Source organism: Microcoleus vaginatus FACHB-2002 (assembly GCF_040004035.1).
Taxonomy (GTDB): Bacteria; Cyanobacteriota; Cyanobacteriia; order Cyanobacteriales; family Microcoleaceae; genus Microcoleus; species Microcoleus vaginatus_C.
Genome location: NZ_JAMPLN010000054.1, coordinates 1 through 12,591, shown reverse-complemented (window position 1 = coordinate 12,591; position 12,591 = coordinate 1). Strand labels below are relative to the sequence as shown.

Genomic DNA, 12,591 nt, shown 5'->3' with positions numbered 1-12,591 from the left:
GTGAACAGTCAACAGTCAGCAGTCATTAGGGAGCAGCCAACAAGGCCCAATAACCAATTAGTAATTAAAAATGTCCGAAAGCCATGAACTTGAAACAATCGAAATTCAACTCCTACTAGAGGGAATGTTTCGCTATTACGGATTTGATTTTCGCAATTATGCTCTGGCCTCTCTCAAGCGCCGTATTTGGAACACTATTCGCTCGGAACGGCTCACCACTGTCTCTGCCCTTCAGGAAAAGGTACTTCACAATCCTGCTTACCTAGACCGTTTACTGCTGGACATTTCTGTCAATGTAACGGCGATGTTTCGCGATCCCAGCTTTTACATTAGTTTCAGAAATAAAGTAGTGCCGCTGCTGCGTACTTATCCTTTTATTCGGATTTGGCACGCTGGATGTTCAACGGGAGAAGAAGTCTATTCTATGGCAATCTTGCTGCAAGAAGAAGGACTGTATGACCGTTGTCGGATTTACGCTACGGACATGAATGAATTAGTTTTGAAAACAGCCAAAACAGGGATATTTCCGCTGAAACAAATGCAAGAATATACGCAACTATACCACCAAGCGGGGGGCAAGAAAGCGTTTTCTGAGTATTACACTGCTGCCTATGAAAATGCGATTTTTCGCTCTTCACTTAAAGATAATATTGTCTTTGCTCACCACAACCTAGCAACGGATAACTCTTTTAATGAATTTAATGTTATTTTATGCCGTAATGTGATGATTTATTTCAATTCACACCTCCAAGAGCGGGTACACAAGCTTTTTTATGAGAGCCTGGGAATGTTTGGGGTTTTAGGACTAGGACATCAGGAGTCTCTGACTTTTACACCTTATGAAAAATACTATGAACCAATTGAAAGTAGTGAGAAACTCTACCGGAGAATTAAATAAGAAAAATTTTGAAATAGTGGTTGTGGGTACGTCTTTGGGAGGGCTAGAGGCTCTGACTGTTCTGCTGGCAGATTTGCCACAAAGCTTTCCTTTGCCTGTAGTTATTGTCCAACACCGCCATAAGAGTTCTGAGAATAGGCTTACTTATTTTTTACAAAAGCAAAGCTCTCTCCCAATCACAGAGGCAAAAGACAAAGAGCCGATCGCACCTGGACGGGTTTACTTGGCTCCTGCTGACTATCACTTGCTAATAGAATCGCCCTGTGAGGAGGAGTTTAGCCTTTATGAAAACGACTTTACAGAATGGGGGAGCGTGGCAGTGGAGCCAATCCATAATTCAAAATCCCCAATCCCCAATCGCGGAACTCCTACATTTGCACTATCAACAGAGGCTCCTGTCTGCTACGCGCGGCCCTCAATCGATGTGCTGTTTGAGTCTGCTGCGGATGCCTTTGGGGAGAAAGTGATCGGGATAATTTTAACGGGAGCTAATTCGGATGGCAGTAAAGGGCTCGCAAAAATTAAAGCTGCAGGAGGATTGACATTTGTGGAGGAACCGGCTTCGGCTCTATGCGCGGCCATGCCAGCGTCGGCGATCGCAAATGTTGAAGTAGACTGGATTTTACCCCTCTCTAAAATCGCTCCCTGTTTAGTCAATTTACTAAGAATTAAAGATTAAAAAAATTATGAATCTGCAGCCCCCCCATCGAGTAAATGTCCTTTTAGTTGACGATCGCCCAGAAAATTTGATAGCTCTAGAAGCTATTCTCAACAGCCCCTCTTATCATCTAGTACAAGCTAGTTCGGGCGCAGAGGCTCTGAGATGTCTGCTTAATGAAGATTTTGCAGTAATTTTGCTTGATGTGCAGATGCCGGGAATGGATGGATTTGAGACAGCAACATTGATTCGCTCTAGAGATCGATCGCGAGCGACTCCGATTATTTTTATCACAGCCTTCAGCAGTAATGACACCCACGTGTTTAAAGGTTATTCTCTGGGCGCGGTGGATTACCTGTTCAAACCTTTAGAACCGGAAATATTGACCTCGAAGGTGCAGGTATTTGTGGAATTGTTCCAAAAAACAGTCGAGGTGAAGCAGCAAGCAACACAGTTAGCTGCGGTTAATAGTGAACTAAGGAAAAGTGAAGAGCGGTTTCGCACTTTGTGTGCTTGTTCACCACTGGGAATTTACTTAGCTGACGTTGAAGGCCGCTGTACTTACATCAACCCGCGTTGTCAAGCGATTTGCGGGTTAACTTTGGAGGAAAGTTTGGCAGAGGTTTGGCAGCGGGAAGTTCATCCAGAAGATCGCGATCGCGTAGTAGCAGATTGGTTAGCTTGGATTAAAGAAAGCCAGGAATATTCTAACGAGTTTCGATTAGCTGGTAGCGAAACTGTGCGTTGGATTCACGTTCAGTCGTCGCCAATGTTTTCGGATTTGGGAAAACTGATCGGTCATGTGGGCACGGTTAGAGATGTCACAGACCGCAAGCAAGCAGAGGAAGAACGCGGCAGACTAATCCGCGAACAAGTGGCGCGGCAAGAAGCGGAGAGAGCTAACCAGATGAAGGATGAATTTCTAGCTATTCTCTCTCACGAACTCCGTACTCCTTTAAATGCAATTCTCGGCTGGTCTAGGCTGCTTCGTACCAAAACATTTGACCAAGACACTATTGAGAAAGCCCTAGAAACAATTGAGCGCAATGCTAAATCTCAAGCGCAACTCATTGAAGATATTTTAGATGTTTCGCGGATTCTCCGGGGGAAACTAAATTTAAATATGCATCCGATTCGGTTGGAATCTGCGATCAAGCTGGCAATAGATTCTTTGCAGCCGCTGACTGAGGAAAAATCAATAGTCATAGAATTAACGTGCAGTCCAAATGTAGGTGAAGTGATCGGCGATTTCGATCGCTTGCAGCAAATTGTGTGGAATTTGCTGTCAAATGCGATTAAGTTTAGTCCGCAAGAGGGTAAAGTAGAGGTGCGGTTAGAGTCAGTGGGCGATGAGGCTCAAATTCAGATAATTGATAGCGGCATTGGTATTGATCCTGATTTTTTGCCTTATGTTTTCGATCGCTTCCGCCAAGCTGATAGCAGCACAACTAGGTCTTACGGGGGTTTGGGACTGGGATTGGCGATCGTCCGTCACTTGGTTGAACAGCACGGCGGTAAGGTGCATGCAGAGAATAATCCGGGCGAAGGTGCGAAATTTACGGTGGCTTTACCTCTGGCACAAAGGAAGACCGGAGGTGCAGGGGATGATTGGTCGGAACTCAATGACGCGACAGAGACTCTCCCCACTCTGGCTAATTTGCAATTGCTGGTGGTGGATGATGACGATGACACGCGGGAGTTTTTGATTGCTTTACTCCAGGACGAAGGAGCTATGGTGCGATCGGCGACATCGGTAGCCGGGGCTCTAGCTGCACTGGAGAGTTATTGGCCGGATGTGCTGCTGAGCGACATAGGAATGCCGGAAGCAGACGGCTACGAGTTGATCGCGCGGGTGAGAGAAATGGAAAGGCTCAGGGGTGGAAAGATGCCTGCGATCGCCCTGACGGCCTATGCCAGAGAGGAAGAGCGCAAGCAAGCGCTGGAAGCTGGTTTCCAGATGCACTTATCTAAACCAGTTGACATAACTAAGTTAATTGCCGCAATTGCTAACCTCGCAGGAAGGCTCGGAAATCCCGCTCCAACGGACTCGGCGGTTTCAACCGCTTTGTTGACCCCCCAATCTCGTGCCGATTAGTGAGAAAAATATTAAGCTAGCTTAAAGGACAAGCGATCGACAGTTCAGAACAAGACACTCGTTTTTCCACAAAAAACTGGATATTTGCCGTTTTTTGCTTCAACCTGCCGTCAAAGTACAAAATTACCCGCCAATCAATACATGAATATTTTTAGCAGTCTGCTTTCTGGTCCAACTCAAGCACCACAAGTCAAAAAACAGCGTCGAGGCATTGAAATTAAGTCGGAACGCGAAATCGAAATTATGCGACAGGCAGGGAAAATCGTTGCAACGGTACTCAAAGAAATTTCCCTAATGGTAAAACCGGGAATGACTACTGCTGATTTGGATGCTTATGCCGAAAGACGCATCCGCGAAATGGGTGCAACTCCCAGCTTTAAAGGCTATCACGGTTTCACGGGATCGATTTGCTCTAGCATTAATAACGAAGTTGTTCACGGCATACCCAGTCCCAAAAAAGTTATTCGGGCAGGAGATGTTCTCAAGGTAGATACTGGGGCATATTATCAAGGTTTTCACGGCGATTCTTGCATTACGATCGCAGTTGTGGAAGTAACTCCCGAATCTGCAAAATTAATCCGAGTCGCAGAAGAAGCTCTCTACAAAGGCATCGAACAAGTGAAGGCTGGAGCCTATTTGCTCGATCTGGCTGGTGCGATCGAAGATCATGTCAAAAGCAACGGTTTTAGCGTCGTTGAGGAGTTTACCGGCCACGGTGTCGGGCGAAATTTGCACGAGGAACCCTCGGTTTTCAATTTCCGCACGCGGGAAATGCCGAACGTGAAATTGCGAACGGGCATGACATTGGCGATCGAACCAATTCTGAATGCCGGTTCTAAGTACACTCGGACGCTTTCTGATAAGTGGACTGCTGTAACCGTTGACAATGCTATGTCTGCTCAGTTTGAGCATACTGTGTTGGTGACAGAAACTGGTTATGAAATTTTGACAGATCGTTCAAAAGTTTAAGTGGAAGGGTTCAACAATAATTTTGAGTTTTGAGTTTCGAGTTTTGAATTAAAGATTTAAACACTTTTTAATCGTTAGATCAAAACCTAACTCAAAGCTCTTGAGTTGGACAACAAGTTTTTAACTTCCTTCGAGGGATGGAGTGACAATAAGACTTAAATGCGGCTAAATTAAAAAATAGTGGTAAAGCGTAAAGGTAACAACTATGTCAGCACGATTATTATTGGTAGATGATGAACCGGGCTTGCGGGAAGCAGTACAAGCTTATTTGGAAGATAGCGATTTTGCGGTTGAGGTCGCCAGTAATGCTCGCGATGGGTGGGAACTCTTGCAGCAGACTAATCCGGATTTGGTGATTTCAGACATTATGATGCCCCAGGTGGACGGTTATCAATTTCTCAAGCAAGTGCGGGAAGATCCTCGCTATAAGGCTTTGCCGGTCGTGTTTTTGACGGCTAAGGGGATGACGGGCGATCGTATTCAAGGCTATCAAGCAGGCTGCGATGCTTATCTTTCTAAGCCCTTCGATCCCGACGAATTAGTAGCAATAGTAACGAATTTGCTGGCCCGCCGCGCGGCTGCTAAGGAGACGAGCGACAATGCTGAAAGTCCAGATATTGCTGCTTTGACAAGCCAAATGGCGAGAATTGAGTCTTTGCTGAGCGGGCGGAGTTCGATCGCCCAAAGTCCTTCGCCGATTAAAATTGATTTGACTCCGCGAGAACAAAGTGTGTTGGATTTGGTGGCTCAAGGTTTGATGAATAAGGAAATTGCCCGCCGCTTGGAAACTAGCGTGCGTAATGTGGAAAAGTACGTCAGCCGTTTGTTTAGCAAGACGGGTACTAACAGCCGTACTGAGTTGGTTCGCTTCGCTCTCGAACACGGCTTGACGAAATAGGAGCCCTCTCGACTTGGCTGGAGGCTCTGCCTCGTCGAGCTGCGTTACCAGGAAGAGCCTGGTAACGAAAATCATCCAAAAACGTAGAAATGTTAAGATATAAGTATTGACAGATATCCGGCGGCTGTGGTATCGCACATCAGCTTGCTGGTGGCAGCGCGGGTGTGCGAAAACTGGTGTGCGAAAACTGGTGTGCGATCGAACTTCTCACCCACTTTGCTTTGAGTCTGAGATAAACACTCGCAAAGGCTGGGGAATTACTTAACGGGAAAACCTGACTGTTTAAGAGTTTTCACGTAGTAAATAGAAAGGCAAACACTTGACCGGATATGCTCCGTTAAGCAAACTTGCCGCGAACAGTCACAGATAAGGTTAGATCCTGTGGAAAAACAAGCCACTATTAATTAATGACTTTGCTCAAGACGGATACTTGTGAACTGCAGGAGTGGTAAGTAGCCCACAATTTTAGATCAAAGTTCATGCCCTCAGATTCATCTGTGGAGTAAATCTAAAATCTAAAATCTAAAATCTAAAATCGACTGACAGCGCTCTAAAGTAGCCGCAGATGTTGAATGTATAGCAGCACCAAAGTTGAGTTTATACCAGGAGGATACCATGAGGAAAATCACGGCGCGACAAACAATAAGTGCCATAGTAGCACTGCCACTCGTACTAATAGCGAATACAACTGAAGCTTTTGCCACTGATACCGGTCAGAAAATAGATCCAATTAAGAAAGTTTCGGATTTTGGCGATGAGCTAGATGTTGATATTGGGCCACCAACAACAATCAGCATTGAAGAAAGCGAGGATTGGGATGAACCTGATTTTGCAGCTACTTTAGATATGGAGATTAGTAAATTTATGACAAAAAATCTTCAAGCTGTAATTGATGAGCCGCCGCCGGTAGTTTATCTCAGTGCGGCGAGGGGCCAGTCAACCCGGGAATGCCGGATTTCTGGGATCTGCGAATAACTGAATCGGATTTGTACGATTTTGGCGATGGCTGGGAACCATGCAAACAACGACTCTTTGGCTGGGTAGAATTTGAGCAATTATCAAGATTTAAGTAAAATCCGGTTGATTTTGCTGGGAATATGCGAATAACAGAGTATGTATTTTTTTGGGTATGCTTTAAGGCGATCGGCTAAAATAATAAGTATGCAGGCTGAAATAAACTTAACTAATTGATAGTTCCCAGTGATGGGAAATCGCCCACAAGGGCAGAAATAAAATTAATCATGTGATTGTTCGCTGCGATTGGCAAACGTAAAAACGGGTAAAAGTAAACTTAAAGCAACCGCCAAAACGGTTAGGACGCTCTTAATTGCACTTTTCCCTGCCGTCGATTCCTTCCATCCGTTACATCCGTTACATCCGTTAAATAATCCGTTGCCGAACTGCCATCCGTTACATCCGTTACATCCGTTAAATAATCCGTTGCCGAACTGCCATCCGTTACATCCGTTAAATAATCCGTTGCCGAACTGCCATCCGTTACATCCGTTAAATAATCCGTTGCCGAACTTCCTTTTTTCGCCAGTTTACAGCACCTATCCTGAGAAATTTTTCAAATATTAATTATGATTAATTCGCACTGCCAGCAAGACACCGCAGCACAGCAAAACAAAAGTTCGCTGCAAACTCTCATCCGGACTCTCTCGATATCTCAGGGGCAATTTTCGCTGATTTTGGTGCGGTGCAATTACAGTGCGATGAGAGAGGAAATTGTAAGGCAATTGCGGGAGGAGTCTGGGATCGAGATTCGAGAAATTGTCCTTCCCCCATCTGTTAAAACTCTTTACACGACGATAGAAACCAAAGTTTCCTGCAGCCATCCGCCAGCTTTAATGGTGTTTGGATTGGAATCGGTAAGTGCGATCGATCGACTGCTGACTTCTACCAACTACGTGAGGGAAGAATTTCGGAATAATTTTCCCTTCCCGGTGGTGCTGTGGGTGACAGACAAAATCTTAAAAAAACTGATTCGGTTAGTAACAGATATCGAGACTTGGACGACCACTGTTGAATTTGTGATCGGCCCAGACGACTTGGTGGATTTCCTGGGCAAAAGTGCCGATCGCATTTTTTCCAACATTTTAGAAAGTGGCAATTGGCGTTTAACTAATTCTGCCATTCTCGGAGCCAATTCTTTGAGTGAACTAGAGTCGGCTAGCCAAGACTTGCAAACTTGCAACATCAGGTTAGAACCAGCTATTGAAGCGAGTTTGCAATTTATTCGCGGTAGGCACGAATATGCTTGTCACCGCATCCCTGCGGCTATTGAATTGTATCAAAAAAGTCTCAGATTTTGGAAGCATCAAGTAGCGTTTATTGGGTCTAAAACACAATTTAGCGATTTGTTATTTACCGTTCACCCAGCACCGATGTTAGAGGGAATTCTGCTATTCCACATCGGTCTTTGCTACCGCTTCCAAGCAGAAAAACACCGCAGCGGCAACCGTCCTTACTGGACGGAAGCTAAGAATTATTTTCAGGAATGTATTGATGTTTTAGAACGCGCGGGACGGCCGGATGTCGTTGGTATATTCATCAATCAACTTGGCGAAGTATTGCAGCATTTAGAAGATTGGGATGCACTCTGGAATTTAGCTATCAAAGCTCGGAGGTTACATGAAAATATGGAAAATTCAGCAGTTAATTTGGCTCAAGATTACGGCTTTTTGGCTAGAGTAGCCTTAGAGCAAAAGAACTGGCAAGGGGCGAAAGAATGGGCTTTAGTTGCTCTAAACGTTCTCAACTCAAATTTAGAAGCGACGGGACAGGGAACCCCTGTAAAGTCGCAGCATCTAGGCTTGTATCTGTTAATTTTAGCAGAGGCCCAGAGTCAGTTGGGTGAGGTGCAGGAGGCGATCGCACATTTAGAGCTTGCTCGCTTGGAAACCGAACCTTGCTACAACCCGCAACTGTATTTGCGGGTTTTAGAAATGCTGCGATCGCTCTATTTTCAGCGGGGAGAATATCTCGAAGCATTTCAAATTAAGCAAGATTATCGAGCCGTGGAACACACGTATCGGTTCCGAGCTTTTATTGGAGCCGGAAAGTTGCAGCCGCACAGAGAAGCGGTTAATTCCGTCGCCGAAACTATTGCCGGCGCTGCTACTATTGCGGACGAAATTACAGCTTCCGGCAGAGAGCAAGACCTCAACCGCTTGATATATAGGATGAACAATACCCCCGACAAACTGACAGTAATTTACGGTCAGTCTGGAGTTGGCAAAAGTTCAATAGTCACGGGAGGATTAGTACCAGCTCTCAAACAAAAAAAAATAGAAATGCGGACTGTGTTGCCGATAGTGCTGCAAGTTTACAACAACTGGCCGCGGGAATTGACAAGACAGTTATCTGCTGGGAAAGCGGAAATATTCGATCCGGAAATTTCCGAAGCAGTACCAGAAAATGCTCCGGTAGATTTTCCAGTAGAAGGAGGTGCAGTCGAGGGAAATCTTATTTCGGGATTTCACACTGGCTCGACTGGGAATAATGAGGATCAAAGGGAGCAGTCACAGCCAGTAGAATTAATCATAGAACAACAGGCGATCGAATACGAAAATATTCTCAAGGAGCTGCAAATAAATTCCGAACATTTAGTGACTGTTCTGATATTTGACCAATTTGAAGAATTTTTTTTCGTGTGGAAAGAGCCAGCGGAAAGACAAATATTTTTTGATTTTTTGCGCGAATGCTTGAAAATCAAATATTTAAAAGTCGTCCTGTGTTTGCGGGAAGATTATCTGCACTATTTGCTGGAATTTTCCCGACCCAAAAACCAGACAGGATTTGTTAACAATGATATTTTGGAGGACATTCTCAGCAAAAACATTCTGTTTTATTTGGGAAACTTTTCGTTGGTCGATGCGCGATCGGTAATTCGCACTTTAACTGAGCGAGCGCAGTTTTACTTAGAACCGGAGTTGATCGAAGAATTAGTCAAAAATTTAGCTGGAGAATTGGGAGAAGTCCGCCCGATCGAACTACAACTTGTCGGCGCTCAACTGCAACAAGAGAACATTAGAACTTTAACTCAATATCAGGAACTCGGCAACAATCCGCAACAAAAATTAGTAGAAAGGTTTCTCGAAGAAGTCATCAAAGATTGTGGCCCAGAGAATGAAGTAGCTGCACGCAGAGTATTGTATTTGCTCACAGATGAAGAGCAGATTCGTCCCCTAAAAACCCGCGCCGAATTAGCATCAAATTTAGCGACCTTTGCTGAAGCTGATAAATTAGATTTAGTCTTAGAACTGTTAGTAAAGTCGGGTTTAGTTTTTCGATGGACGGAACTACCGGCAGAGCTTTATCAGCTCGTTCACGATTATTTAGTTAGCTTCATTCGCCAGCAGCAAGAATTAGATCAAAAGGCAGAATTTGAGGAACTGCGAAAGCAAAACCAAATTAACCGAGATGAAATTGAACAAATTCGCAAAGACAGAGAGCAAGATGCTTTGCTGTCGGAAGCTAGAGACAAACAGTACCAAGCGGAAGCTCAACTTTACCAAACTCGGAGATGGCAATTGCGGGCCGCGGTTCTAGGAGTGCTTGTACTCGCAGGTGTTTCGGGGATGGCATTCGAGCAAGCAAAATTAGCAGAAAGCGCACGGCAAGAAGCAGAAAAAAGTCGCACTGATGCTCTAAATTCGGCGTCGGAAGCTTTGGTGCTTTCTAATGAAAAAAATCAATTAGGAGTGTTGGGAAATAGTATCAAAATTGGTCGTGATTCTCTGAAAAGTACAGCGCTGCCTGTGGAGACTAAAACTCAAATTGCAGAAAGACTCAGACAAGCAGTTTCCGGGGTGCAAGAACGCAACCGTTTCGAGCAGCACAGCAAGTTTGTTTTGGATGTGAGTGTCAGTCCCGACGGCAATTCAGTCGCTTCGGCAAGTGCTGACAAAACTGTTAAATTGTGGACCAAAGAAGGTAAGTTATTAAAAACTTTCAATCACCCAGATAGCGTGACGAGTGTTAGTTTTAGTCCCGATGGGAAAACGATCGCTACTGGTTGTGCCGATCGCACAATTAGAATTTGGCAAGTAGATAACGACAAAAGTGCGATCGGCATTTTATCCGGCCACCGCGATATCGTCACCAGCGTCAGTTTCAGCCCCGACGGCAAAACCCTAGCTTCCGCCAGTCACGACAACACCGTCAAAATCTGGAACCTTGCGAACAAACAACTGCTGCAAACCTTAACCGGACACAAAGACTGGGTACTCGGCGTCAGTTTTAGTCCCGACGGCCAAACAATAGCCTCAGCAAGTGTTGACAAAACTGTCAAACTTTGGAACCGAGAAAGTAAAACGCAGAAATTTAGAATTAATCCCAAAACACTAACCAAACATTCTGACATTGTTTACAGCATTAAGTTCAGTCCAAACAGTCGAGAACTCGTCTCAGCAAGTGCCGACACCACAGCCAAAGTTTGGAACCGAAACGGTGAGGAAATCAGAACTCTCAAAGGACACAACGATGAAGTTGTCAGCGCGAGTTTCAGTCGCGACGGCAAAAAAATTGTCACCGGCAGTGCAGACGATACGGTCAAAGTTTGGAGTCGCAGCGGCACTTTGCTCAATACTTTTCGAGGACATCAAGACGACGTAAGGGCCGTAAGTTTCAGCGGGGACGGCACTATTGCTTCCGCAAGTAAGGACAAAATAGTGAAAATTTGGAAACCGGACAGCACTCCGCTGAATAAGATTTTATCGGGACACGAAGACTGGGTTTACAAAGTCAGTTTTAGCGCTGATGGCAAAACAATTGCTTCTGCTAGCGGGGACAAAACCGTGAGGCTTTGGCGGGCTGACGGCAGTTTATTGAAAACCTTAGAAAGTCACAAGGATTCTGTTACCTGGGTGAGTATTTCCCCTGATGATAAAACTGTTGCTTCGGCGAGCGATGATAAAACAGTGAAAGTCTGGAGTTTAAACGGCAAACTGTTAGATACTCTCAGCCACAGCGGCATTGTTAGAAGCGTGAGTTTTAGTCCAGACGGAAAGATAATTGCCGCCGCCAATGCCGATCGCAAATTGTACCTCTGGCGCTGGAACGGTTCTAAAGCAACTTTGTTTGCAAAACTCGATCACACCAATCCAGTAATTAGCGTTAGCTTCAGTCCCGACGGCAAAACTATTGCTACTGCTACCGCTGCTGAGGACAAGCCTAGCGGGAAGAAAAAGGCTTTTGAAATTACCGGAGAAAAGAGAGTTTACCTGTGGCAATTTAACGGTTCGTCGGCGAAAATTCTGAAAACTCTCGACCACCAAGACAGCGTTAAAAATGTTAGTTTCAGTCCCGACGGCAAGACTATTGCTGCTGCTTGCGCTGACAAAAAAGTTTACTTGTGGGGGTTTGATGGAAAGGTGGCGAATTTAACTGAAAAACTCGACCACAGCGATACTGTAGAAAGCGTGAGTTTTAGTCCAGACGGCAAGTTGATTGCGGCGGCGAGTGGGGGAAATACTGTTAAGCTGTGGGATTTTCGCGGCAAGAAGGCGCTGCTATCTAAGACTTTGGAATCGAGCGATCGCGTGTTGAGCGTTACTTTTAGTTCGGATAGCAAAACTCTGGGTTTTGCTAGTAGGGATAGGAATGTAATTCTGTTGCCTTTGGAGAATTTGGAACTAAATAATATCATTGCTCGCAGTTGCGAGTGGTTGGGAGATTATTTGCAGAATGACCCGAATGTTGCTGAGGGCGATCGACTGCTTTGTCTTGGATTTGGGAAACAGGCGTTAAATAAGAGGAAGTAAACCCTTTAGTCAGGACTGGATTCCTCTGTCGGCGGATGAATAAAAACTTGCATTCGTGACTGCGAACCTCGCTTTGAATTTAGATTAAAACCCACATTCCGCAGATATTCAAGCAGAAGGAAAGGAAGATAAATTCGGAAACACAAAACTCCCAAACGCTTGCCGTGCAATCGTTTGGGAGTTTTTAGTGTAGAATAGATTTCTGCAGTAAAGCAACTCTAAAAATCATGAACCAGCCATTATCGGGGATAAATATCGTAAATTTAGACCACTTGGGAATAGTAGCCGGGATAATAGATGAAATGG

7 protein-coding genes are annotated in these 12,591 nt (G+C 44.9%); all 7 read left to right on the top strand.

Annotation, left to right across the window (positions count from 1 at the left end; genetic code table 11):
• Window positions 1-70: 70 nt before the first annotated feature.
• Window positions 71-898: a CheR family methyltransferase gene (locus tag NDI35_RS27545; protein ID WP_445315486.1), complete on the top strand. Its 828-nt coding sequence runs from the start codon at window positions 71-73 to the stop codon at window positions 896-898.
• The gene (locus tag NDI35_RS27540; RefSeq protein WP_445315485.1) at window positions 852-1,577 is read left to right on the top strand and encodes a chemotaxis protein CheB; all 726 of its coding nucleotides are present in this window, start codon (window positions 852-854) and stop codon (window positions 1,575-1,577) included. Before NDI35_RS27545 ends, NDI35_RS27540 begins: the two co-directional genes overlap by 47 nt.
• A gap of 7 nt (window positions 1,578-1,584) precedes the next feature.
• Window positions 1,585-3,651 carry a hybrid sensor histidine kinase/response regulator gene (locus NDI35_RS27535; protein ID WP_445315484.1) on the top strand — a complete coding sequence of 689 codons (2,067 nt, stop codon included), beginning with the start codon at window positions 1,585-1,587 and terminating at the stop codon, window positions 3,649-3,651.
• A gap of 141 nt (window positions 3,652-3,792) precedes the next feature.
• Entirely contained in the window at window positions 3,793-4,620 is an 828-nt protein-coding gene (gene map / locus NDI35_RS27530; protein ID WP_445315483.1) for a type I methionyl aminopeptidase, read from the top strand.
• 205 nt (window positions 4,621-4,825) lie between these two features.
• Window positions 4,826-5,518 carry a response regulator transcription factor gene (locus NDI35_RS27525; RefSeq protein ID WP_445315482.1) on the top strand — a complete coding sequence of 231 codons (693 nt, stop codon included), beginning with the start codon at window positions 4,826-4,828 and terminating at the stop codon, window positions 5,516-5,518.
• Window positions 5,519-6,133: 615 nt separating this feature from the next.
• A complete protein-coding gene (locus tag NDI35_RS27520; RefSeq protein WP_445315481.1) occupies window positions 6,134-6,493 on the top strand; it encodes a hypothetical protein in 360 nt (119 codons plus the stop codon).
• Between the two features lie 608 nt (window positions 6,494-7,101).
• The gene (locus NDI35_RS27515; RefSeq protein WP_445315480.1) at window positions 7,102-12,285 is read left to right on the top strand and encodes an nSTAND1 domain-containing NTPase; all 5,184 of its coding nucleotides are present in this window, start codon (window positions 7,102-7,104) and stop codon (window positions 12,283-12,285) included.
• Window positions 12,286-12,591 lie beyond the last annotated feature (306 nt).